Source organism: Aromatoleum toluvorans (assembly GCF_012910905.1).
In the GTDB taxonomy this organism is placed as follows: Bacteria; Pseudomonadota; Gammaproteobacteria; order Burkholderiales; family Rhodocyclaceae; genus Aromatoleum; species Aromatoleum toluvorans.
This window is the reverse complement of record NZ_WTVN01000009.1, coordinates 1-22,890: the sequence shown is the minus strand read 5'-3', so window position 1 is coordinate 22,890 and position 22,890 is coordinate 1. Positions and strand designations below refer to the sequence as shown.

Annotated in this window: 21 protein-coding genes and 1 riboswitch; of the genes, 11 read left to right on the top strand and 10 right to left on the bottom strand. The window is 70.2% G+C overall.

Annotation, left to right across the window (positions count from 1 at the left end):
- Window positions 1-7: 7 nt before the first annotated feature.
- Window positions 8-1,336 carry a hypothetical protein gene (locus GPA22_RS07865; protein WP_169255544.1) on the top strand — a complete coding sequence of 443 codons (1,329 nt, stop codon included), beginning with the start codon at window positions 8-10 and terminating at the stop codon, window positions 1,334-1,336.
- Here GPA22_RS07865 and miaA read toward each other — a convergent pair.
- The 3 genes from miaA to GPA22_RS07850 form a co-directional block, all read right to left on the bottom strand.
- Window positions 1,331-2,278 carry a tRNA (adenosine(37)-N6)-dimethylallyltransferase MiaA gene (miaA, locus tag GPA22_RS07860; RefSeq protein ID WP_169255543.1) on the bottom strand — a complete coding sequence of 316 codons (948 nt, stop codon included), beginning with the start codon at window positions 2,276-2,278 and terminating at the stop codon, window positions 1,331-1,333. The two genes, GPA22_RS07865 and miaA, sit on opposite strands and share 6 nt — an antisense overlap.
- Before the next feature lie 88 nt (window positions 2,279-2,366).
- Window positions 2,367-4,565 carry a S8 family peptidase gene (locus GPA22_RS07855; protein WP_169255542.1) on the bottom strand — a complete coding sequence of 733 codons (2,199 nt, stop codon included), beginning with the start codon at window positions 4,563-4,565 and terminating at the stop codon, window positions 2,367-2,369.
- A gap of 44 nt (window positions 4,566-4,609) precedes the next feature.
- Window positions 4,610-4,696: riboswitch (cyclic di-GMP riboswitch) on the bottom strand.
- Between the two features lie 163 nt (window positions 4,697-4,859).
- Entirely contained in the window at window positions 4,860-6,056 is a 1,197-nt protein-coding gene (locus GPA22_RS07850; RefSeq protein ID WP_169255541.1) for an MFS transporter, read from the bottom strand.
- A 165-nt stretch (window positions 6,057-6,221) separates the two neighbouring features.
- On the opposite strand from GPA22_RS07850, the gene GPA22_RS07845 reads away from it, so the two are divergent.
- Window positions 6,222-7,382: an NnrS family protein gene (locus GPA22_RS07845; protein WP_169255540.1), complete on the top strand. Its 1,161-nt coding sequence runs from the start codon at window positions 6,222-6,224 to the stop codon at window positions 7,380-7,382.
- Between the two features lie 7 nt (window positions 7,383-7,389).
- On the opposite strand, the gene GPA22_RS07840 is transcribed toward GPA22_RS07845, so the two are convergent.
- From GPA22_RS07840 to GPA22_RS07820, 5 genes are all read right to left on the bottom strand, one after another.
- On the bottom strand, window positions 7,390-8,448 hold the full coding sequence (locus GPA22_RS07840) for an RNA methyltransferase (protein WP_169255539.1): 1,059 nt from the start codon (window positions 8,446-8,448) through the stop codon (window positions 7,390-7,392).
- A 50-nt stretch (window positions 8,449-8,498) separates the two neighbouring features.
- The gene (locus tag GPA22_RS07835) at window positions 8,499-9,068 is read right to left on the bottom strand and encodes a hypothetical protein (protein WP_169255538.1); all 570 of its coding nucleotides are present in this window, start codon (window positions 9,066-9,068) and stop codon (window positions 8,499-8,501) included.
- Window positions 9,069-9,315: 247 nt separating this feature from the next.
- Window positions 9,316-10,785, bottom strand: coding sequence for a DegQ family serine endoprotease (locus GPA22_RS07830; RefSeq protein ID WP_169255537.1), 1,470 nt, complete (start codon window positions 10,783-10,785; stop codon window positions 9,316-9,318).
- A gap of 119 nt (window positions 10,786-10,904) precedes the next feature.
- Complete coding sequence (locus GPA22_RS07825) at window positions 10,905-12,218, bottom strand: ATP-binding protein (protein WP_169255536.1); 1,314 nt, start codon at window positions 12,216-12,218, stop codon at window positions 10,905-10,907.
- A complete protein-coding gene (locus tag GPA22_RS07820; RefSeq protein WP_169255535.1) occupies window positions 12,215-12,877 on the bottom strand; it encodes a response regulator in 663 nt (220 codons plus the stop codon). Before GPA22_RS07820 ends, GPA22_RS07825 begins: the two co-directional genes overlap by 4 nt.
- 145 nt (window positions 12,878-13,022) lie before the next feature.
- On the opposite strand from GPA22_RS07820, the gene GPA22_RS07815 reads away from it, so the two are divergent.
- From GPA22_RS07815 to GPA22_RS07790, 6 genes are all read left to right on the top strand, one after another.
- Window positions 13,023-13,589 carry an SRPBCC family protein gene (locus tag GPA22_RS07815; protein ID WP_169255534.1) on the top strand — a complete coding sequence of 189 codons (567 nt, stop codon included), beginning with the start codon at window positions 13,023-13,025 and terminating at the stop codon, window positions 13,587-13,589.
- A gap of 128 nt (window positions 13,590-13,717) precedes the next feature.
- Window positions 13,718-13,930: a hypothetical protein gene (locus GPA22_RS07810; protein WP_169255533.1), complete on the top strand. Its 213-nt coding sequence runs from the start codon at window positions 13,718-13,720 to the stop codon at window positions 13,928-13,930.
- A 93-nt stretch (window positions 13,931-14,023) separates the two neighbouring features.
- Window positions 14,024-14,479, top strand: a complete 456-nt coding sequence (locus GPA22_RS07805; RefSeq protein ID WP_211169004.1) for a DUF6491 family protein — start codon at window positions 14,024-14,026, stop codon at window positions 14,477-14,479.
- Window positions 14,476-15,168: a winged helix-turn-helix domain-containing protein gene (locus GPA22_RS07800; RefSeq protein ID WP_169255532.1), complete on the top strand. Its 693-nt coding sequence runs from the start codon at window positions 14,476-14,478 to the stop codon at window positions 15,166-15,168. Before GPA22_RS07805 ends, GPA22_RS07800 begins: the two co-directional genes overlap by 4 nt.
- Window positions 15,158-16,552, top strand: a complete 1,395-nt coding sequence (locus GPA22_RS07795; protein WP_169255531.1) for a sensor histidine kinase — start codon at window positions 15,158-15,160, stop codon at window positions 16,550-16,552. Before GPA22_RS07800 ends, GPA22_RS07795 begins: the two co-directional genes overlap by 11 nt.
- A 144-nt stretch (window positions 16,553-16,696) precedes the next feature.
- Entirely contained in the window at window positions 16,697-17,992 is a 1,296-nt protein-coding gene (locus tag GPA22_RS07790; protein ID WP_169255530.1) for a DUF445 domain-containing protein, read from the top strand.
- A 1-nt stretch (window position 17,993) separates the two neighbouring features.
- On the opposite strand, the gene GPA22_RS07785 is transcribed toward GPA22_RS07790, so the two are convergent.
- Window positions 17,994-18,920, bottom strand: coding sequence for a LysR family transcriptional regulator ArgP (locus GPA22_RS07785; protein ID WP_169255529.1), 927 nt, complete (start codon window positions 18,918-18,920; stop codon window positions 17,994-17,996).
- Window positions 18,921-19,017: 97 nt separating this feature from the next.
- On the opposite strand from GPA22_RS07785, the gene GPA22_RS07780 reads away from it, so the two are divergent.
- Together GPA22_RS07780 and GPA22_RS07775 are read left to right on the top strand one after the other, a co-directional pair.
- Window positions 19,018-19,656, top strand: a complete 639-nt coding sequence (locus GPA22_RS07780; RefSeq protein ID WP_169255528.1) for a LysE/ArgO family amino acid transporter — start codon at window positions 19,018-19,020, stop codon at window positions 19,654-19,656.
- A gap of 164 nt (window positions 19,657-19,820) precedes the next feature.
- Window positions 19,821-20,900 (top strand): hypothetical protein, encoded by a 1,080-nt coding sequence (locus GPA22_RS07775; protein ID WP_169255527.1) that lies wholly within the window; start codon window positions 19,821-19,823, stop codon window positions 20,898-20,900.
- 25 nt (window positions 20,901-20,925) lie between these two features.
- On the opposite strand, the gene GPA22_RS07770 is transcribed toward GPA22_RS07775, so the two are convergent.
- Window positions 20,926-21,609 carry a hypothetical protein gene (locus GPA22_RS07770; protein WP_169255526.1) on the bottom strand — a complete coding sequence of 228 codons (684 nt, stop codon included), beginning with the start codon at window positions 21,607-21,609 and terminating at the stop codon, window positions 20,926-20,928.
- 148 nt (window positions 21,610-21,757) lie between these two features.
- Between GPA22_RS07770 and GPA22_RS07765 the strand changes: the two genes are divergently transcribed.
- A complete protein-coding gene (locus GPA22_RS07765; protein WP_169255525.1) occupies window positions 21,758-22,852 on the top strand; it encodes an FUSC family protein in 1,095 nt (364 codons plus the stop codon).
- Window positions 22,853-22,890: the final 38 nt, after the last annotated feature.

Here is a 22,890-nt window from a genome sequence, read left to right as displayed (position 1 = left end):
GCGCGGCGTGTCCGACGCGCAGATACATCCGCTGTCGCGCCCGCGCAGCGTCCTCGCCGCGTGGCTGATGGTGGGGCTGGTGCTGCTCGCCTTTGCGCACGGCGCGCGCACCGGGCTGCCCGCGTGGCCCGCGGGCGTCGCCGCGTGGGGCGCGGGCGTCGCGCTGTGGCCGCGGCTCGACGGCAAGCAGCGGCGCTTTGCGCTGATCCTGTGCGGACTGGGGGCGCTCGCGCTGGCCGCGGCCGTGTGGCGCGGCGCGCGGCCCGCGTGGGGCGGGCTGCTGACGCAGAACACCGCGCTCCTGGGGATGCTCGCGGCGGTGAGCTTCCTGCAGCTCGTCGGTTTCGGCAAGGACGGCGAGCGGCCGCTGCCGCGCGGGCGGCGCGCGCTGTGGCAGACGCTCGCGGGTGTGCATGTGCTGGGGGCGGTGATCAACATGTCGGTGGTCTTCATCCTCGCCGAGCGCATCGCGCAGGGCGGCCGGCTGAGTGCGGCGCAGGCGGCGCTGCTGGCGCGCGGCTTTCTCCTCGCGGCGCTGTGGTCGCCCTTCTTCGGCGCGATGGCGGTGGCGCTCACCTATGCGCCGGGTGCGCGGCTGGAGGATCTGGTGCTCGCCGGGCTGCCGCTCGCCGCGATGCTGCTGTGGCTGATCGCGCGCACCCTGCCGCTGTCGGCGGGCGAGGCGCAGGGCGGCTTCGTCGGCTTCCCGATGCGCGCGTCCTCGTTGTGGCTGCCGCTGGTGCTGACGGCGATGGTGTCGGCGGGGCTCGTGTGGCTGCCGGGCTGGTCCTCGCTGGCGGTGATCAGCGGGTCGGCGCTCGCGATCAGTGTCGTGTCGGTGCTGGTCGCGAACGGGCCGGTGGACGGCGTCGAGCGCATCGCCGCGCATGCGCTGCGCCGGCTGCCGGCGATGTCCGGCGAGCTGATGCTGTTCCTCGCCGCGGGCGTGTTCGCGACCGGGCTGCAGGCGCTGATGCAGGGTGATGTCGGCTGGACGCCCTTCGACCGCTTCGGCCCGGTGCAGGCGGCGCTGGTGCTGGGGGCGATGGTGGCGCTCGCGGCGATCGGCGTGCATACGGTGATCACGATCGTGATCGCGTCGACCTGGCTCGCGCCGCTGTCGCCCGATCCGATGCTGCTGGCGCAGATCTTCCTGATGGCGTGGAGCATCGGCCTCGCGCTGAATCCGATGGCGGGCGTGCATCTGTCGCTGCAGGGGCGCTTCGGCCTGTCGGCGGTCGGGCTCGCACGCGGGAACTGGCGCTACTGCCTGGCGAGCTATGTGCTGGCGTCGCTGTGGCTGATCGCCGTGGGGGCGTGGCGCGGGCTGTTATGAGGCGTCGAGCAGGCGCCGGGCGGTTGCGGCGACCGCGTCGGCGAGGTCCGAGCGCAGGCAGTCGAGTTCGACCAGCTCCGGCCAGGTCTCGCGGAACTGGCGTTGCCAGGTGAGCTGGCGCTTCGCAAGCTGGCGCGTCGCGGCGATGCCCTTGAAGCGCATCGTGTCGTAATCGTCCGTGCCGTCGAGGTATTCCCACGCCTGGCGGTAGCCGACGCAGCGCATCGACGGCATCGACAGGTCCAGGCGGTAGCGTTCGCGCAAGCCGCGCACCTCGTCGAGGAGGCCGCCGGCGAGCATCGCGTCGAAGCGCTGTTCGATGCGCGCGTGCAGCACCGCGCGGTCGGACGGCGCGAGCGCGATCGGCAGCAGGCGGAAGGGCGGCGGCGCCATGTCGCGCCGCGCGTAGCTGTCCGCGAGCGGGCGGCCGGTGAGGCGGACGATCTCGAGCGCGCGCTGGATGCGTTGGGAATCGCCCGGTTCGAGCCGCGCGGCGGCATCCGGGTCGAGGCGCGCAAGCTCGGCGTGCAGCGCCGGCCAGCCGTGTTTCGCCGCCTCGGCATCGATCTCGGCACGCAGCGCCGCGTCGGCGGCAGGCAGATCGGACAGCCCCTCGCGCAGCGCCTTGAAGTACAGCATCGTGCCGCCGGCGAGCAGCGGGATGCGGCCGCGCGCGGTGATCTCGTCCATCAGGCGCAGCGCGTCGGCGCGGAACTGTGCGGCCGAGTAGCTTTCCTCGGGCGTGACGATGTCGATCAGGTGATGCGGGCAGGCCGCGAGTTCGTCCGCCGTCGGCTTGGCCGTGCCGATGTCCATGTCGCGATAGACGAGCGCCGAATCGACGCTGACGATCTCGATCGGCAGCTCGCGGGCGAGCGCCAGCGCGGAGGCGGTCTTGCCGCTGGCGGTGGGGCCGAGGAGGAGCAGGGCGGGGGGAAGCATCGCGGCGGACGGAGGGGCAGGAAGTCAGGCCGCGATTGTAGCGACGAACGGCCCGGGAGGGCTCCCGGACCGTCGTTGCGTTGCCGTGTCAGAACGACGTGCGGTAGACGACGCCGGCCTGGGTCTCGCGTTCCCCGGCAACGTGGTTCGCGTTGTGGCGCAGTGCGACGAGCCACGACAGGTTGGCGGTCTTCGACAGCGGCGTGACGTAGTCGAGGCCGAGCTTCAGTTCGCGTGACGGCGCGGCGAGCGACACGCGGCGCGATTCGAACACCGTGTCGCCGGCTTCGGTAATCGCGACCGGCATCGTGACGTTGGCGCTGCCACGGGTGATGCGCATCGGGCTCGACAGCGCCACGGCCAGGCGGTCGTCGGGCGTGAAGGCGTTACGGCTCACGACGCCGATGGCGAAGGCTTCCGAGCGGACCGCGTCCGTCGACGTCAGCAGGCCCCGGCCCTGCGCATCGTTGGTGGTGCCGAACGAATACTGCGCGGCAACGAGGGTGTCGCGGCCGAGGCGATGGCTGGCGTGGGCCGTGAGCGTGCGGGTGCGGGCCTGGTCGAGCGCCAGCGCGTCGCCGGCGACGCTGCCGAGCCACGCGCTGCGCTCGGAAACGTCGGCCATCTGCATGCCGACCATCGTGTCGCGACCGAGCGCGTAGTCGAGCTCGCCGATCGCTGCCCGGCCGCCCTCGGCCGGCTTGCCCAGGTACGGTAGCGCCTGCGCGGCGTTGAGCCCGGCGTCGAGCACGCCGGCCTTGAAGCTCAGCGCGCCCTCCTGGTAGCCGAAGGCGAACTGGGCGGAGGAGCGGGCGAGGCCGAGGTAGGGGTTGGCAAGGCTGCTATCGGTGTCCGCGAGGCCGAAGTAGCTGCCCGCGAGGCCGCCACTGGCGAAGGCGAATTCCTTGCCGCCGGCGAGCTTGAACACGGCGCTGCTCGCGACGAGGCTGCGCGAGGCACCGTCCGCGGCACCGAAGGCGCCGGGGGCGCCGAGGGCGTCCGGGCGCTGCTCCTCGATCATGGCGACGAGGCGCGAGCCGTCCGCGTACCGCTGCTCGGTGGTGCGCAGGGCGCGGCCGGCGCCGGCAAGCGCGTCCGCGATGCGTTCGACGGCCGGGGCGCGGATGCCGCTGCCGTAATCGGTGTTGAAGTCGCGGTTGAAGGCGTCGACCGTGATGCCGCGGAACTGCCCTGCGCGCGAGGCCGAGCGCAGCCCGCTCCACGACGCGACGGAACTGCGCAGCGTGGCGCTGGAGCGCTTGAGCGTCGTCGTCGAGGACGATACCGGCACCGCGAGCGTGCCGACGGGCTGCATCGCGCGGTCGACGTTGAGCAGGCCCCAGCCGTAGATGGCATCCACACCCGGCGTGCCGAGGTCGGTGGCGGTCTGGAACAGGATGGAGGCGACCTGCGCGGCCTTGAGCTGCGGCCAGGCCCCTTCGAGCAGGGCCGCCGCGCCGGCAACCACCGGGGTGGCCATCGAGGTGCCGCTCATGTACACGTAGCCGCCGTTGTTGTAGGACGACACGACGCGGACGCCCGGCGCGACGATGAACCAGTTCGCGGTGTCGCCGGCGCGGTTCGAGAAGCTCGCGATCTGGTTGTTGGCGTCGACGGCGCCGACGGCGATGATCTGCCCCTTCGCCCAGCTCTCCTTCGCATAGCGGGCGGGCCAGATCGGCGCGGCGCCGCCGTTGTTGCCCGCCGCCGCGACGATCAGCTTGTCGGCGGCGATGGCCGAGCGCAGGGAGGTCTCGAAGGTCGCGCCGAGCGGGCTGCTGCCGCCCAGGCTCATGTTGACGACGGACACCGACGGGTTCGCCGCTGCGGTGTTCAGGCCGATGGCGAGCGCGGTGCTGCTCGCCGTCCAGGTGCCGCTCGTGAACACCTTCACCGGCAGGACCTTCGCGTCCGGTGCGATGCCGTAGCTGTAGCCGGTGCCGGTGGAGCCCGCGACGATGCCGGCGACGTGCGTGCCGTGGCCGTCGCCGTCGGTCTGCGCGACCGTCGCACGGATCGATGCGTCGTACATCGTCGTGCCGACGAGCTGGGTGTTCAGCTCGATGTGGTTACCCTGTACGCCGGTGTCGAGGACCGCGACGACGGCGCCGCGGCCGGTGTAGCCGCGGGCATGGGCGAGGTTCGATTTCACCTGCACGTGGACCGTGTTGTAGGCGATCTCGCCGCGCGTCAGCGCGCCGGCCTGCGGGGTGACTTCCTGAGCGAACGTGGCGAGGGGGAAGGCCGTCGCCAGGGCGAGGGCGAGAAGGGTGGGGCGGTGGTACATGATGCGCGTCTCCTGATGCTGCGTGAAACGCCAAGAGCGATACTGACGGCAACCCCGCTAGCATGTCCCGAGAGGGATTTAGCCCGGAGGATTTGCGGCCCCGCCTTTCGACGGGTGTGCCCTTGACGCGCGAAATCATCGCGCCGTGAAGGCCGCGACGCCTGCTGGACGGCAGGTCGTGCGGCAAATGTAGGGGCTTGTTTGGAAAGGAATATTGATCGGCGTCAACAGCGCTCGACGGGCAATTTCCGGCCATCCGGAGACGCGCGCCGGGCGCGGATCCCGGAAGATGTTTCAGCGCATTCGCATAATGACGACGAGCAGCGTCGCGCCCGCCAGCGCGGCGCCGGCGACGAAGGCCCAGCCCGCGCCGAACTGTTCCCACAGCAGCCCGGCCAGCGCGCTGGCGAGCAGCAGGCCGACGCCGCTGACGAGGTTGAACACGCCGTACGCGGTGCCGCGCAGCGCCGCCGGGGCGGTGTCGGCGATCATCGTCGCGAGCAGGCCCTGGCTCATGCCCATGTGCAGGCCCCACAGCGCGATGCCGGCGACGAGCCACGGCCAGTCGGCGCCGCGCGCCAGCGCGAGGTCGGCCGCGATCAGGACGACGAGCCCGAGCGCGAGCAGGCGCGCGTGGCTCACGCCGTCGGCCAGCCGCCCGAAGGGGTAGGCGGTGAGCGAGTAGACGACGTTCATGCCGACCAGCACCAGCGGCGTCCAGGCGACCGGCAGGCCGGCGTCGAGCGCGCGCAGCACGAGGAAGGCCTCGGAGAAGCGCGCCAGCGCGAACAGCGCGCCGATCCCCACGACCCACCAGTAGGCGCGCGGCAGCAGGCGCAGGTTGTCGCGCCGGATCGGGTTGAGCACCGGCGTGCCGGCCGGGCGCTCGGGTTCGCGCACGCCGAAGACGAGCAGCGCGACGGACAGGAAGCCCGGGATGATCGCGACCCAGAACACCGCGCGGAAATCGTTCGCCCACAGCAGCATCAGCCCCATCGCCAGCAGCGGGCCGAGGAAGGCGCCGATGGTGTCGAGCGACTGGCGCAGCCCGAAGGCCGCGCCGCGCATCGCGGGCGGGGCGATGTCGGCGACCAGCGCGTCGCGCGGCGCGCCGCGGATGCCCTTGCCGACGCGGTCGATCAGGCGTGCGGCGAGCACCAGGCCGGCACTCGTCGCCAGCGCGAACAGCGGCTTCGACAGTGCGCCGAGTCCGTAGCCGAGCACCGCGAGCGGCTTGCGCTTGCCCCAGTAATCCGACAGTGCGCCCGAGAACACCTTGACGATCAGCGCGGTCGCCTCGGCGGCGCCTTCGATGAGGCCGACCGCGAGCGCGCCGGCGCCGAGCGAGGTGACGAGGAACACCGGCAGCAGGCTGTGGATCAACTCGGACGAGACGTCCATCAGCAGGCTGACGAAGCCGAGCATCCAGATCGCCACCGGCAGTTTCGGGCGGGCCGAAGCCCGGGGCAGTGCGGGCGATGCGTCTTTCATGGTCCTGGCGTCGCGAATCGGTTGCGGGCATTGTGTCATGCGGCTGAGGACGGAGAGATGACAGGTGGCGCGAAATGTCGCAGATCAAGGCGTTGCGCGCGGACCTTGCCCAGAATGGGCCGCGGTTCAATCCGGACATCCGTTTCAGCTCGTGTTCACCATCGCATGAAGTTCATCACCCATCCCGTCTGGCTCGTCGGTTTCCGCCCCTTCTTCAGCCTCGCCTGCCTGGCGGGACTGAGTCTGCCGCTCCTCTGGGCGCTCATGTTCAGCGGGGCGCTGCCGGCGCCGGCCGGGCGCTTCACGCCCGTGCAGTGGCATGCGCACGAGATGTTCTTCGGCTTCGGCTGGGCGGTGATGGGCGGCTTCCTGCTGACGGCGTCGAAGAACTGGGTGCAGATCCGCGGTTATCACGGCGTGGCGCTGATGTGGCTCGTCGCCGCGTGGGTCTTCGAGCGCATCGGCATGGCCTGGGGCGGCGCATGGCCGGCGGCGCTGTTCTGGCTGTCGAACCTGGTCTTTCTCGGCTCCATCGTCGCGATGCTGCTGTGGACGCTGATCCGCTATCGCAGCCGGGACAGCTTCCGCGACAACTACTTCTTCCTCGTCGCGCTGCCGCTCTTCATCGCCGCCAAGCTGCTGCTCCTCGACGGCGCGCACGTCCCGGCCGGCGTCGCGATGGCGATCGGGCTCTTCCGCGTCGCCTTCCTCGTGATGCTCGAACGCACGCTGACGCAGTTCATGAAGGGCGTGTTCCAGGCCGAGATCGTGCGCCACCCGGTGCTCGACAACCCGATCAAGCTGCTGGCGCTGTCGCTGGTGTTCGTCGCGTGGATGCCGAAGGCGATGGCGGGGGCGCTGCTGGTCGTGCTCGCCTTCCTGCTCGTCGCGCGATTCATGCTGTGGAAGCCGCAGCTCGCGATGCGCAGGATCGATCTCGCGGTGATGTACCTCGGTTACGCGGCCATCGTCGTCCAGCTGCTGCTCGAATTTGCCGCGCTGCACGCGTCGCCGGCCTGGGTCGGCAGCGTGTCGGTGCACGTGTTCACGTTCGGCGTGATGGGGCTGATCATCCCGGCGATGCTGGTGCGCATCTCCAAGGGGCATACGGGGCGCAAGGTCGTCTTCGACGCCGGCGACAAGCTGCTGCTGTGGATCATGATGGCCGGATTCGTCGTGCGCGTCGTGCTGCCGCAGCTCGCGCCGGGCGCCTACACCGCGTGGGTGCATCTGGCCGCCACGGCGTGGTTCGCGTGCTTCGCGATCCTCGGCTGGCGCTACATCCCCTTCCTGCTCGCGCCGCGCGTCGACGGCAAGGAGCACTGAGGGCGGATCAGTCGGGCCGCAGGTCCGCGCCCGTCGCGGGCACGCGGCGCAGCACGGCCGGCGTGCGCGGTGCCACGACGCGCGCGCGCAGCTGGCCGCAGCCGCCGTCGACGTCCTGCCCGGCCGACTGGCGCAGCTTGGTGAGCACGCCGCGCTCGTGCAGGCGGCGCGCGATCGCCTCGGCGTGCCCGCGTTCGGGCCGCGCAAAGCCGAAGCCGTCCACGCTGTTCCACGGAATCATGTTCATGATCGCGTACTTGCCGGCGAGCAGGCGCACGATGCCGTCGATCTCCTCGTCGGTGTCGTTGATGCCGGCGAGCAGCGTCCACTGGTACTGGATCGGGTAGCCGGTGGCGCGTGCGTAGTCTTCGCCGCGTTCGACGAGCTCCTCGGGGGCGATGCGCGGCGCGCGCGGCAGCAGCTGTTCGCGCAACTCCGCGCACGTCGTGTGCAGCGACAGCGCCAGCGCCGGCTTCACGCGCTCCTGCGGCAGGCGCTCGAACACGCGCGGGTCGCCGACCGTCGAGAACACCAGGTTCTTGTGCCCGATGCCGCCCTCGGTGCCGAGGAAGTCGATCGCTTCGAGCACGTTGTCGAGGTTGTGCGCCGGCTCGCCCATGCCCATGAACACGACCTTCTTCACGAAGCGGCGCGCCCGCGCGAGCACCACCTGGGCGACGATCTCGGCGCTGCCTAGCTGGCGGATGAGGCCGTCGCGGCCGGTCATGCAGAAGGTGCAGCCGACCGCGCAGCCGACCTGCGACGACACGCACAGGCCGTCGCGCAGCAGCAGCACGCTTTCCACCGACTGGCCGTCGGCGAGCTGCACCAGCAGGCGCGCGGAGCCGTCCTCGCCGGGATGTTCGGAGAGCACGCGGGCGAGATTGCCGAGCTCCTCGCCGAGCGCCGGCAGCGCGCCGAGGATGCGCGGCGAGAGGAAGCCGTCGGCGCGCTTGCGCCCGCTGTCGAGCGGCCGCGCCTGCGCCCACGCGCGCAGGATCGCCTGTTCGTGGCAGGGCTTGGCGCCGAGGTCTCGCAGGCGCTGGCGGAGGTGTTCGATACGCATGGGGGACGGATGCTAGCACGGCTGCCGCGCCGTGGATCGCAGCGGGGGCCCTACACGTCGCTGTCGGCCGTGCCGCGCTTGCGGCTGCGCCGCAGCAGGCCGCCGAGCAGCTTGCCGACGCGCTCGGGGAAGTGGCTGGACGTCCACGCGAAGGCGCTGTACTTGATCAGCTTGCCCGCCAGCATCGCGGCAAACACGCCGGCGTAATCCGGGCGCAGCGCGCCGAAGAACATCAGCGCCGGCGTCTGCGGCAGCGGCGACAGGGCGACCAGGAACAGCGCGACGGTGCCGTAGCGCGCGCCCCAATCGATGACCCGGGCCCACGACGCATCGGTCACCAGTTCGGGATAGCGCTCAAACAGCTGGGTCCAGCCGAGATGGTGAAAGACCAGCATCAGCACCGTCGCGCCGATCGCGCTGCCCAGCGCGGACACGCCGCTGATGGCGCGCCAGCGCCCGGCTGCCATCAGGGTCGCCGGGACGACCACGGCCGTGACCGGCCACGCGGCCGTGACGGTGCCGACGAACGACAGCGCGACGCAGGCGAGCAACAGCCGCTTCCCTGCCGCCGCGAAGTGCAGGATGCGGTAGAGCAGGGCTTCGATGCGGGCGGCGAGCATGCCTGGGCGTCTCTCCTGGCAGGGGAAGGCAAAGGAAGGGGTACTGTACCCGCGAGGCAGGGAGTGCGGGTGTATGCCGGCGTCGGCGGGAATTGTCCGCCGCGCCCGTTCTTCATCGTGTAGGGCCCGGCCGGGCAGGTGTCAGGGGGGGCGACGTCTGCCCGGCCGTCCGTGCGGTGCCCCTCCGGCTGTCATCCGTCGCCCCCCGGGGCACTGCGGCAGGGGCGGCGGTCGGTACTCGTTTGTGTCAGCCCAGCTCGATCGGCACGAAGATGCGCGCGTCGCCGCGCTGGATCAGCAGTGCGACGTGCTTGCCCGCATCGGCGAGCTGCTTGCGCAGTTCATCCACGCGATGCACCTGCTTGCCATTCACGGCGAGGATCACGTCGCCTTCCTCGATCCCGGCGCGGGAGGCCGGCCCGGAAGAATCCAGCACCAGCAGCCCGCCGCGCGTATCGGTCGCTTTCTGCTCATCGTTGGTCAGCGGGCGCACCGAGACGCCAAGGCGTCCGCCGTCGTCGGGCTGGGGGGCTTCATCGGCTGCCGCCACCTTGTCGGGCTGCTGCTCGCCCACCGTGACGGTGATCTCCAGCGCCTTGCCCTTGCGCCAGATCTCGAGCTTCACCGGCTTCCCGGGCGTCACGACCGCCACCCGGGGCGGCAGCTCGGCGGACGACGCGATCGGTTCCCCGTTGAACTTCAGTACCACGTCGCCGGCTTCCAGTCCGGCCGCGGCGGCGGGGCTGCCGGCTTCGACATGGCTCACCAGGGCGCCGCGCGCGACGGAGAGCCCGAACGAATCGGCGAGCCCCTGGTTGAGATCCTGGATCGCGATGCCGAGCCGTCCGCGCGTGACCTTGCCTTGCGCCAGCAGCTGGTCCTTCACGTGCGCGGCGACGTTGATCGGGATCGCGAACGAGAGGCCCTGGTAGCCGCCCGACTGGCTGTAGATCTGCGAATTGATGCCGACGACCTCGCCCTTCAGGTTGAGCAGCGGCCCGCCCGAGTTGCCCGGGTTGATCGCCACGTCGGTCTGGAGGAAGGGAACGTAGCCTTCGTCCGGCAGCGAGCGCGACTTGGCCGAGACGATGCCGGCGGTGACGCTGTTCTCGAAGCCGAAGGGCGAGCCGATCGCGAGCACCCAGTCGCCGACGCGCAGATCCGCCGGGTCGCCGAGCGGCACGGTGGGGAGGCCCTGCGCGTCGATGCGCAGCACGGCGATGTCGGTCTGCTTGTCGATCCCCACCACCTTGGCGGTGAATTCGCGCTTGTCGGTGAGCTTGACCGTGACGTTGTTGGCGTCTGCCACGACGTGTGCGTTGGTGAGCACGATCCCGTCGGCACTCACGATGAAGCCCGAGCCCTGTCCGTGCGTGATCTGCTCGCTCGGCTTGCCCTTGCCGCGCGGGGCGAAGCGGCGGAAGAATTCGGAGAAGGGGTCGTCCGGGTCGAGCTGGCCGAACGGATTGCGCCCGCGCGCGGTGGTCTTCACAGTGCCTTCGACGCTGATATTGACGACCGCCGGGCCGTAGGACTCGACGATGCTGCCGAAGTCCGGCAGCGCTGCGGCGGCAAGCGGCTGTCCCGAGCGGATGGCGACCGGCGTGGCGGCAGTGGCCGCCGGGGCAACGGAGTGGCCGATTTCGTAGCCGCCCCAGATCGTGGCGGCGATGGTCGCGGCTGCGACGCCGGCGAACTTGAGTGTCTGTGAAGTCATGATTCGATTCCTCCCGTCCCGGAAGTTCCGGTATCGGATGCATTCCCGGAGGCGATGGTGGCACTCTACGGGCCGTTGACTTAAATCAAGCTTAAGGAAGCGCTGATTTGCCCCGCGCGTCAAACCGCGGGCCGGAATCCGACGGCAATGCGCAGACCGCCGAGCGGCGAGGCGTTCAGCACGATCGGCGCCTCGTGGCGCAGGGCGATGCTCCTGACGATCGCCAGCCCGAGCCCGCTGCCGGATTCTTCCTGGCCGGCGGGGCGGTAGAAGCGGTCGAGCACGCGTTCGCGTTCCTCGGGCGGGATGCCCGGTCCGCTGTCATCGACGCGCAGCCAGTAGCGTCCCTCGTCCTGGCCGACCGAAACATCCACGCGGCCGCCGCGCGGCGTGTAGCGGACGGCATTGTCGATCAGGTTGCCGGCCAGCGTGCGCAGCGCGGCCGCCTCGCCCATCGTCGCGAGGCCGTCGTCGAGCAGCTCGGCCCCGAGATCGATGCCCCGTTCGCCCGCCAGTGCGGCGTGGTCGGCGAGCGACTTGCGCGCGAGTTCGGCGAGCACGACGCGCTCGCGCCGTGCCGCAACGCCTTCTCCCGGCTCCTCGCGGGCGAGCGTCAGCAGCTGCTGGACCAGATGGGTCGCGCGGCCCAGCCCGGTGCGCAGTTCTCCCAGCGCGGCGGCGCGTGTCGCGTCGTCGCGGGCGCGTTCGCACAGCTGGAGCTGGATCTGCAGCGCCGCGAGCGGGGTGCGCAGCTCGTGCGCCGCGTCGGCGACGAAGGCGCGCTGGGCGCTCATCGCGTGCCGCAGCTGTTCGAGCAGTTCGTTCAGCGCGCGCACCAGCGGCCGCGCCTCGTCCGGGATGCCCGCGAGCGGCAACGCGTCGAGCGAATCGGCGCGGCGTGTCGCGACCTCCCGCGCGAGCCGCTCGAGCGGGCGCAGGCCGCGGCCGACCAGGAACCAGATCAGCGCCCCCAGCAGCGGGGTCAGCGCAATCAGCGGGATCAGGGTGCGCAGCGCCGCTGTGGCGGCGAGGCGGCTGCGCACCGCCATCGGCTGGGCGATCTGGATCACGTGGTCGAGCAGCGGGATCGAATACACGCGCCAATCGCCTTCGGACGTGGTGACCGTCGTGTAGCCCAGCTGCGCGCGCGCCGGCAGCGCGGTGTGCGGGTGCGAGAGATACAGGCGCACCCCGGTGTCGTCCCAGATCTGGATCACGAGGTCCAGTGATTCCTCCGGCGGCGCGAGCGGTGCGACGTTCGGGCCGGCAAAGCGCCGGTCGCGCAGCGACAGCGCGAACTGGCGCAGGTTGTAATCCATCAGCGCATCGATCTCGCTGTGCGCCATGCGATAGGTCGCGACACCGCCGAGCGCGAACACCAGCACCAGCGCGCCGAGCAGCGAGAGTACGAGCGTGCGGCGCAGGGAGTTCATGGCTGTTCCGGCACGTAGTAGCCGACACCGCGCAGGTTCCGGATCCATTCGGCACCCAGCTTGCGGCGCAGCGAGTGGATATGCACCTCCACGGCATTGCTGTCGACTTCCTCGTCCCAGCCGTAGATCCTTTCCTCGATCTGCGCGCGCGACAACGGGCGGCCCGGATGCTCCAGCAGGGCCGACAGCAGCGCGAACTCGCGCGCGGACAGCCGTACCGCCTCGCCCGCCAGCGTCACGGCGCGGCTCGCGGGGTCGACCTGAAGCGCACCGAGCGTCATCACGGGGCTGGCCTGGCCGCGTTGGCGGCGCAGCAGCGCCCGCACGCGCGCCGAGAGCTCGTCGAGGTCGAAGGGTTTGACGAGGTAGTCGTCCGCGCCCGCATCGAGCCCGCGGATGCGGTCGGCCACCGCGTCCCGCGCCGTCAGCACCAGCACCGGCAGCGCGTGGCCGGCCGTGCGCAGGCGCTGCAGCAGTTCGATGCCGTTGCGGCGCGGCAGGCCGATGTCGAGGAGCACGAGGTCGTAGGGGTTGTCGCCGATCGCGAGTTCGCCGGCGATGCCGTCGCGCACCCAGTCGACGGCATAGCCGTCCTGGCGCAGCGCCTGTTGCACGCCGGCACCGATCATCGGATCGTCTTCGATCAGCAGCAGTCTCATGGTGGCGAAGCTTGCGGGAGCGGAATCCGGAATGATGCATATTATGCAAGCGGCAGGCACGCATTTCCGCATTGCGTTACGCTGCGTGCCTTTCCGTCGCGTCCCGCGACGCCCGGCCCCGCCCGAACCGACAGGATATTCCGCCATGCCTTGCGCCCCGGTCCGCCTCGGCCTCCTGCTCCTGGCGCTGCTGCTGCCCGCCGCGGATGCCAGCGCCGCCGATGCGCCGCCCGCGGTGGCGACGGATGACGTGCGCGTCGCGCGGATCGCAGGCGGTTTCACCATCGACATGGCGGCCCACGCGCCGGTCAGCCCGGAACTGGCGTGGGAGGTCCTGACCGATTTCGAGCACATGGCGAGCTTCGTCCCCAACCTGAAGACCAGCCAGGTGACGGAGCGCAGCAGCGACCTGATCCGCGTGCGCCAGACGGGCACGGCGCGCTACGGCGTGTTCTGGACGGACTTCGAGTCGGAGCGCGATATCCGGCTCTTCTTTCCGCGCGAGATCCGGTCGCTGGGGATCCGGGGCAACGTCCGGCACATGGAAAGCCTGATGCGCCTCGAGCCGGAGCCGGGCGGGACGCTGCTCCGCTATCACGCGCAGATCCAGCCCGATTTCTGGCTGCCCCCGCTGCTCGGCCCGGCCTTCGTGCAGCACGAAACGGCCGAGCAGTTCTCCGCGATGATCCGCGAGATGGTGCGACGGCGCTGAGGGGCTGAGCGCGGCCGCATGAAATCTGATTTTTTCTTAATGTTGCGGGTGAGTACGGCTTAATCCCGGCGGGCACAGACTCCTCCTCACGACGAAACCGTCGTCCATCCAAGCACAGGAGAGTCACCATGCAATCGAAGTACATCAAGGCCCTTATCGCTGCCACCGCCGCCGCTTTCGCCCTGTCCGCCTCGGCTGCCGCCCCGGCCGACGCCGCCCCCGCTGCTGCCGACCAGGCCATGAGCACCAAGGCTCCCGCGAAGAAGGCCGTCAAGCACACCAAGAAAGCTGCCCACAAAAAGGCGCCGGCCAAGAAGGCTGCGGCTCCGGCGGCCAACTGAGCGTTCCAAAAGTGACCGGGTCGGACCCGTGGGGGTGTCCGACCGGTCGCATCCGGCCGCACTCGCATGGGTCCGCTCCGTCTCCCGATGCGCTTGCGGTGTCGGATAAGCGCGATCGAGCGCCTGCTGCTGTGGTGCCTGGCGACCCTGCCCGCGATCGGGCTGGTGTGGGCATCCGAGCTTCCGCAGGCGGCGACGTTGGCCGCAGGCGGCGCCAACCCGCCGCGCGCCGTGCGCGTGTTCCGCGTCTACGGCTGGCATTCCCTTGAAGCCCGTGCCGGCCTCATCTGGCTCGGCGTCGATGAACCCTACGTAATCCGCTTGGGCGCGAACTGCGGCGCCGCCGGCGATGAAGTCCCCTCCGTGCTCGTGCTGCGCGACAACCACCTCGTTCCCGGCCGCGATCGCCTCGTGTTTCCGGCGGGCGAGTGCGTGATCGATAGCCTGTTGCGTGCCGACCGGAATAAACTGCGCGCGAGTGAGATAACCCCGGACGGTAATGTCGTCGTCCGTCTGATCCACGATGCGGGACCGCGCAGGAAGAAATGAAGATACTCCTCGTCGAAGACGATCCCCAGCAGGCCGCCTACATCCGCAAGGGCATCCAGGAAGCGGGGCACGTCGTCGATGTCGCGGCCGACGGCCGTGACGGGCTGTTCCTGGCCACCACCGAAAGCTATGACGTGCTGGTCCTCGACCGCATGCTGCCGCGCGTCGACGGCCTGACGGTATTGCGCACGCTGCGCGCGTCGAACGTCGCGACGCCGGTCGTGATCCTCAGTGCGCTGGGCGAAGTCGACGACCGCGTGGCAGGCCTGCGCGCCGGTGGCGACGATTATCTCGTCAAACCCTTCTCGCTGATCGAACTCGTCGCGCGCCTGGAAGCGCTGGCGCGGCGCGGTGTGGCGGCGTCGGGGGATGCGGCGCCGCGCACGCGCCTGGCCGTGGCCGACCTCGAGATGGACCTGCTGCGGCGCAGTGTCGCGCGCGCCGGCCGGAAGCTCGATCTCAAGCCGAAGGAGTTCCAGCTGCTCGAATTCCTGCTGCGGCATTCCGACCAGGTCGTCACGCGCGCGATGCTGCTCGAGGCCGTGTGGAACTACCACTTCGATCCGCAGACCAACGTCATCGACGTGCATATCTCCAACCTGCGCGCGAAGATCGACCTGCCGGGCCTGCCGCCGCTGATCCATACCGTGCGCGGTGCCGGCTACCGGCTGAGTGCGGATGTCGCGTGACGCGCCGCAGCGCGGGCTGCGTGCGTGGTTCGCCAGCCCCTTCCACCGTTTTGCCGTCGCGCTGCCCGCGGCGATCGCGCTGATCGTCGGCGCGCTCTTCTACCCGCTTTTCCTCGAGGCGGAGGGCAACATCCGCGACGAGGTGCGCGCAGCAATCACGCTGGAGATCACCGGCCTCGACGAGCATTTCCACGAGCGCGGCCTCAAGGGGTTGCGTGAAGTCCTGCAGCGCCGGATCGACGATGCGGCCGACCGCGACGCGGTGTACCTGCTCACCGACCGCGACGGGCGCGCCTCCGTCGGCAACCTGAGCGAATGGCCGGCGGGGGTGCCGGTGTCCGACGAGGCGTGGTTCAGTATCCGCGAGCCCGACGGCAGCACGCTGGAAGGGCAGGTGTTCGTGCTCTTCGGCGGCGACCGCCTGCTGGTCGGCCGCCATTCCCCGCTGGAATCCTTCCAGCGGCACATGTCGATGCGCCTGTGGGGGTCGGCGGTGCTGATCATCGTCGTGGCGGCGGCGATCGGCTGGTTCTTCATGCAGCACCTGCACCGCCGGCTCGAGACGCTGGCGCGCGAGGCGGCCCGCATCCAGGAAGGCCACCTCGCGCAGCGCCTCAGTCTGAGCGCGCGCGACGACGAGCTCGATGCGCTGGCGCGCCGCTTCAACCGCGCCTTCGACGAGATCGAGCGCCTCGTCGACGCGTCGCGGCACGTGTCCAGCGCCATCGCCCACGACATGCGCAGGCCGCTGATCTCGCTGCGGCGGGCCATCGACGAGGCCCGCGAGGCCGCCGTCGCGGATGCGGTGCTGGGCGAACGGCTGGAGGGCCTGGGCGCGCAGACCGATGCCTTGCTGCGCACCTTCGCGGCGTTGCTGAGTCTGGCGCGGATCGAGGCGGGCGCGCTCGGGCCGAAGTGGCAGGCGGTGGACCTTGCCGCGCTGGCCGCCGATGCGATCGAACTGTACGAGCCGCTCGCGGCCGCAGAGGGGCGCGAACTCGTCGGCTCCCTGGCGCCCGCAACCGTGCGCGGGGATCCGGATCTCCTGTTCCAGGTGCTGCAGAACCTCATCGAGAACGCGTTGAAGCACGGCGCGGGCCGGATGGAGCTGAGCGTCGCGGTGCAGGCGGAGAGCGTCGTCGCGTGCATGCGCGATCACGGCCCCGGCGCGCCCGAGGCGGCGCTGCCGAAGCTGTTCGAGCGCTTCTTCCGCCTCGACGAAAGCCGCAGCGCGCCCGACGGCGCGGGGGTCGGCCTCGCGCTCGTCAAGGGCATCGTCGAGGCGCACGGCGGGCGCGTCGTGGCGCGCGATGCGCAGCCCGGTCTGGCGGTGGATGTGGTATTGCCGTTACCGCGCGGCGGAGGTGGCGCCGGGCTCGGCTGATTCCGCCCGCGGCTGCGCGGCTGCGTGTAAGCTGAATGCATGATGAGCGGGCAGGGAGCGTCGACGTATGGCAGGCCTGGATGGCGGGGCGAGCAGCGTTCGTGCCGGTTGCGGGCGTCCCGGCGGTAGCGGCGGAGCGCGGCGATGAGCGGGGCCTCGGCGGCGCTCAAGGCTCGCGAGCTGGCGAAGATGAAGCGCATCGCGCTGGCGCTGCTCGTGACCGTGACGCTGCTGTTCGTGCTGGCGCGGCTGCAGCATGGTGTCGGACCGTGGGCCTGGGTCGCCGCCTTCGCCGAGGCGGCGATGATCGGCGCGCTGGCCGACTGGTTTGCGGTGGTCGCGCTGTTCCGGCATCCCCTCGGCCTGCCGATCCCGCATACCGCGATCATTCCGGCGAACAAGGACCGCATCGCGGGCAACCTCGCGGCGTTCATCCGCGACAAGTTCCTCGCCACCGACACCATCGTCCGCAAGATGCGCGCCTTCGATCCGGCCGGCCGCATGGCGGTGTGGCTGCAGCAGCCGGACAATGCGCGGCTCCTCGCCGGCAAGCTCGCGTCGGCGCTGGCGGGCTGGCTGGATTTCATCGACGACGCGCGCGTGCGCCGATTCCTGGCGGCGGCGATCCGCGGCCGGCTGCGGCAGGTCGACCTTTCCGCGATGTCGGGGAAGATCCTCGACGCACTGACCGCCGATGCCCGCCATCAGGAGGTGCTGGACGCGGCACTCGCGCGCCTGGCGCACTGGCTCGACGATCCCGACGTGCAGTCGGCGTTCGCGGGGATGATCGTGGAGGTCGCGGGCAAGGAATATCCGAAGGTGCTGCGGGCGGTCGGCCTCGTCACCGACACGGACGAATTCTCGCGCCGCATCGCCGCGAGCATCGTGCGCGGCATCAACGGCTGGCTGCACGACATTGGCGACGATCCGCAGCATCCGCGCCGCAAGGCGTTCGACGAGTCGGTGGCGGAGTTCATCGGGCGCCTGAAGACGGACGACTCCCTGGCGGTGCGCATCGAGGCAGCCAAGCGCGACCTGCTCGCCCATCCGGCGACGGCCGAGTACCTGAACGGCCTGTGGGACGACTTGAAGGCGTGGCTGCGCAGGGACCTGCAGCGGCCGGATTCGCACCTTGCGACCCGGCTCCGCGGCGCGGCGGCGGCGTTCGGCAAGGCGCTGGCGGACAACCGCGCCCTGCGCGATTCGCTCGACGATCACCTCGAATCCGCGGTCACCGCGCTGGCGGACGACTTCCGCGACGGGCTGGCGGACCACATCGCCTCGACGGTCAGGAGCTGGAAGGACGAGGATCTCGTGCGCGAACTGGAACTGAGCGTCGGCCGCGACCTGCAGTTCATCCGCCTGAACGGCACGCTCGTGGGCGGGGCGATCGGCCTGCTGCTGCACGCGTTGACCTTGCTGGTGCCCCGCGTGGGCTAGCTCAGGGGCCGACGCCCGGGGGCGCAGCGTCGCCAAGCCGGCGCAGGGCCGTCGCCGCGACGCTGCGCACCGCGGCGCTCAGCGTGTTCAGGGCCAGCGACCCCAGCCGCCAGCGGTGCCAGTGGAGCGGCACGTCGAGGTAATGGCCGGGGGCGATCTCCACGAGTTCGCCGGCGTCGATCGCCGGCAGCGCAAAATGCTCCGGCACCATGCCCCAGCCCAGACCCCGCTTCGCCAGTGCGATGAAGCCATGTACCGACGGGACCATGTGGGTCGGCGGCTGCACGGCGTCCGGCGCGAAGCGTGCGATGAACTGCTGTTGCAGCGCGTCCTTCAGGCTGAAGCGCAACATCGGCGCGGCGGCGAGGCTGCGGGCATCGACGCCGGCCGGGAAATGGCGGGCGACGTAGGCGGGCGAACTCACCGCGAGGTAGCGCATGACGCCGAGCGGCTCGACCGTGCAGCCCTGGATCGGCGCCGCGCTGGCGCTCACGGCCGCCATCACGGCGCCCTCGCGCAGCAGCGCGGCCGAGTGGTCCTGGTCTTCGACGCGCAGGTCGAAGACGATCGACGCTTCCGCGGGCATTGCGTCGAAGACGGCGAGGAACCAGCTGTCGAGCGAATCGGCATTGACGGCGATGGGCATCCGCAGGCTCGCCTGCACCGCATCAGCGCTGCCCAGCGCGCCGAGCATTTCCGACTCGAGCAGCGCCAGCTCTTCCGTGTAGCGCACCAGCGCCTTCCCCGCATCCGTTGCCTGGCAAGGGGCGGAGCGCCGGATCAGCACCTGTCCGAGACGTTCTTCCAGCAGCTTGATGCGCTGGCTGACGGCCGAGGGCGTGATGTGGAGCTGGCGGGCCGCCGCTTCGAACGAGCCTTCGCGGACCACCAGCGCGAAGGCCGCGAGCTGGGCGTTGTCGATTCTCATGAATTAGAAAAATTAACGACAATAAAAAATGTTTAGTTTTACCGATTGATTGTCGCCCGCTAGAGTCGCCTCGACAAGCCACCTTCGAGCCCGTTTCATGGAAACCCAATTTCTGGCCGGATTCCTCGCCTGCATGGCGCTCATCGTCGCGATCGGCGCGCAGAATTCCTTCGTGCTGCAGCAGGGCATCCGGCGCGAGCATCTGTTGCCGATCACGCTGATCTGCGCCTTGTCCGATGCGCTGCTGATCGGTGCCGGGATTGCCGGTCTGGGCGCGCTGATCCAGTCCAGCCCGGTCGTGCTGACCATCGCGCGCTATGGCGGCGCGGCCTTCCTGCTTGTCTATGGCGCGCTTGCCGCCCGGCGTGCCTGGCAGGGCGAGCGCCTGCACGTCCAGGCCGGGGCGCCGGTTCCGCTCGCGACGGCGGTCGCCACCTGCCTCGGCTTCACCTTCCTGAACCCGCACGTGTATCTCGATACGGTGATCCTGCTCGGCGGGCTCGCGAACCAGCATGGCGAGCACGGGCGCTGGGCGTTCGGCGCCGGTTCGGCCACCGCCAGCCTGCTGTGGTTCTTCGCGCTGGCCTACGGTGCCCGCGTGCTGGCGCCGATCTTCGACCGGCCCGTGGCGTGGCGGGTGCTCGATGCCGCGATGGCCCTCGTGATGTTCGCGCTGGCGGCGAGTCTGCTGCAGGGGGAGGGCGTCGCGGCCATCGGCCAGGTCCGCGCCGGATGAAGGGGAAGGGCTCCGGCGTGTCGGGATTTTCTCGCGCGAGCGGATGACATTGCATGCCGGGCGTCTATTCTTCGGTATGAATGGCGGCTGCGGCAGGGCGAGGTGTCCGGGGCCGCAGGCGCCGCCATGCCGCGACATCCGCGCCACCACGAGGAGGGCCTGCCTTGTCGAACCGACAGTTTGCCGTGCGCATCGCTGCGTGCCTGGCACTGGGCTCGGTGGCCGGGCCGGCTGCCGCCGCGGCCGACTGGCAATGCGATGCGGGGTATGTGTGGCGCGAAGCCTTCCCCGGCGACTATGTGTGCGTGACGCCCGCAGTGCGCGACCGGGTGATGCGCGACAACGACCTCGCGACGTCGCGGTGGGCGCCGGGGAGCCTGTATCCGGGCGCCTGCAGTCCGGGGTATGTTGCACGCGAGGCGTATTCGGGCGACACGACCTGCGTCACGCCGGCCGGGCGCGAAAGGGCGCGCCACGAGAACGAGCTGGCCGACAGGCGCCGCAGCACCACCGGCGGGCCGGACGGCCTGGAGACCTGCCTGCCCGGCTTCGTGTGGCGCGAGGCCTCCCCGACGGACTTCGTGTGCGTCGATCCCGCGGCGCGCCAGCGTGTGCGCGAGGAGAACGGCAACGCCGCGAACACCCGCGGCCGGCGCGACTGCCTTCCGGGCTTCGTGTGGCGCGAAGCGTCGCCGACCGACCATGTGTGCGTCGAGCCGGCGGAACGCGAGCAGGTGAGTTTCGACAACCAGGCCAACGAGACACGCGAGCGCACGCTCGGCGGCGCGTGCGACCGCTACGCCGAAGAGGCCGTGGCCCAGTACAACGAGATGGTTGCGCGCGACTGCGGCTTCTCGGCGCCGCGCTGGCAAGGCAATCCCGCGGTGCACGGGGAATGGTGCCGGCAGGTGCCGCGCGCCGACCGCGAGGACGAGGCCGCGATCCGGCGCGACGAGCTCAGGGAATGTGCGGTGCGATCCGCGGAGGCCGAACGCCCGTCGTGGGAAGAGTGCGCGATGAGCGTCCTCGTCACCAACCGCGCGTGCCTCGACGGCGGCGGCGCGCCGTCGGAGATCCCGCCCGGCAAGCTGTCGTCCGTAGGCTGCGGTGCCACTCCCGACAGCGCCTTGCTGCGGGCCAGGATCGGCTTCGGCGGGAAGTTCTGCCTGTCCAGTGGCGAAATGCCCGACCGGGGATGCTGCACCTACGAGGAGGAGCTCATCCCCGGCTGCCTGTGTCGGTAGGTGGGGGCCGTTCCGCCGCCGCGCTTCACTTCTCGGCGAAGCAATACAGCAGACCGTCGCCGCCGGTGCTTTGCAGCGCCGTCTGGCTGCAGCCGCCGCGCGTCGTGTGCGCGGAGTTCCAGGACGTGGCCCAGGCGTGCGTCACCGGGCCGGCCCGGTCGTGGTGCCCCAGCATCGCGGTGCCCTCGTCGCCGCCCTTCGTCCAGTTCCCGCAGGTCATGTCACTGAACGGCGGGCTGGGGGGGAAGGCCGTTCCGTCCGGCCGCGAGCCGGTGAGGATGTCGTGGCGATTGGGCTTCTCGGTGCGGCCGTTGACGATCTGCCCTTTCTCGTCCAGCAGGGTTTCCTTGGTCAGGTTCGCCTTCGACGAATGCAGATCTTCGACGTCGCGCGCGATCCGCACGCCCTTGGCGTTGAACCAGGGCCCTTTGCCGATGCGGTCGCGCGCATGGACCGCATTCGCGTCGGCGAGCGCCGTCGCCTGCGTGCTGAGGTAGGCGCGCCAGGTGCGTTTTCCCGCGCCGACCGCCGCGGCAAGCGATTGGCAGTGCCGGTCGGCGCCTTCCAGTCCGCCGAGATCTGCCCCGTTGCCGGCCCCGACACTGGTGATGAAGAAGGACATCTTGTCCGCCGCCGTTGCAGGGAGCGATGTTCCCAACAAGAACCAGGAACCCGCCAGAATGCCCGCCGTCTTCGCTGCGTTGTGCATGAAGTGCTCCTTCTTGGGGTTGTTGGACTGAATTAGATGAAATCGATCCCCTTCGGTTCGTGTGGCATCGGTAGGAGCAGGACTCTCAGCATCCGGGGCAAAGTGAGATACGCTTTCGCACTACGCCCGCATTCGAAGAATCCGACCCATGACCGTCTCCGGCAAGTGGAGCAGCCTCTCCAGGCGGCTCGGTGAAGAACTGCGTCAGCTCGTCACGATCAAGCCGAGCGACCGCCCCTGGCAGATGCCTTTCGCCGCCGCGCTGGCTTCCGGCCTGCCGCTGATGGTCGGTGCGTATTTCGACCACATGGACTACGGCCTGATCTCCTCGCTGGGCGGGCTGGTCTTCCTGTATCTCCCGGAAACGCCCCTGCATCACCGCATGGTGGCGCTGATGGCGTGCGCGTTCGCCATGACCGCCAGTTATGCGCTGGGGGTGATGAGCCACCTCGTGCCGCCGATCATGATGCTGGTGCTGACCTTCACCGCGATCCTCGTCACGATGGTGTGCCGCTTCTATCGCGTCGGCCCGCCGGGCAGCCTGTTCTTCATCATGGCGGCATCGATCGGCGCCTATTCGCCCGGCGGAATCCTTGACGTGCCGCTCAAGGTCGGCCTGATCGCGATGGGCTGCCTGCTGGCGAGCCTGATCGCGTTCTTCTACAGCGTGTATATCCTGCGCCAGCGCGACCCCAAGCCGGCGGTGCCGCTGCCCCCGCCGACCTTCGACTTCGTGGTGTTCGATTCGGTCGTGATCGGCCTGTGCGTGGGCGTCTCCCTCGCGCTCGCGCAACTGCTGCAGCTCGAGCGCGCCTACTGGGTGCCCGTGAGTTGTCTCGCGGTGATGCAGGGCATGAACCTGCGCGCCGTGTGGGACAAGCAGGTGCACCGCCTGCTGGGCACCGCGATCGGCATGCTCGTGTCGTGGGGGCTGCTGAGCCTGCCGCTGGAAAAGTGGTCGATCTCCGTCGTCATGATCGGGCTGGCCTTTGTCGTCGAGACCGCCGTGGTGCGCCACTATGGCTTCGCCGCGATCTTCATCACGCCGCTGACGATCCTGCTTGCGGAGGCGGCGACCCTCGGGCAGGGCTCGGCCACCGAACTGATCCAGGCGCGTTTCCTCGACACGCTGCTCGGCTGCCTCGTGGGCTTCGCGGGCGGCATCTGCCTGCACAGTCCGCGCTTCCGCACCACCGTCGGCACGCGGATGCGGCGGCTGGTTCCCGCGCGCCTCTTCGGCTAGGCGATTTCGGTCGGAGGGTGGGAATAAATCCCCGGGGG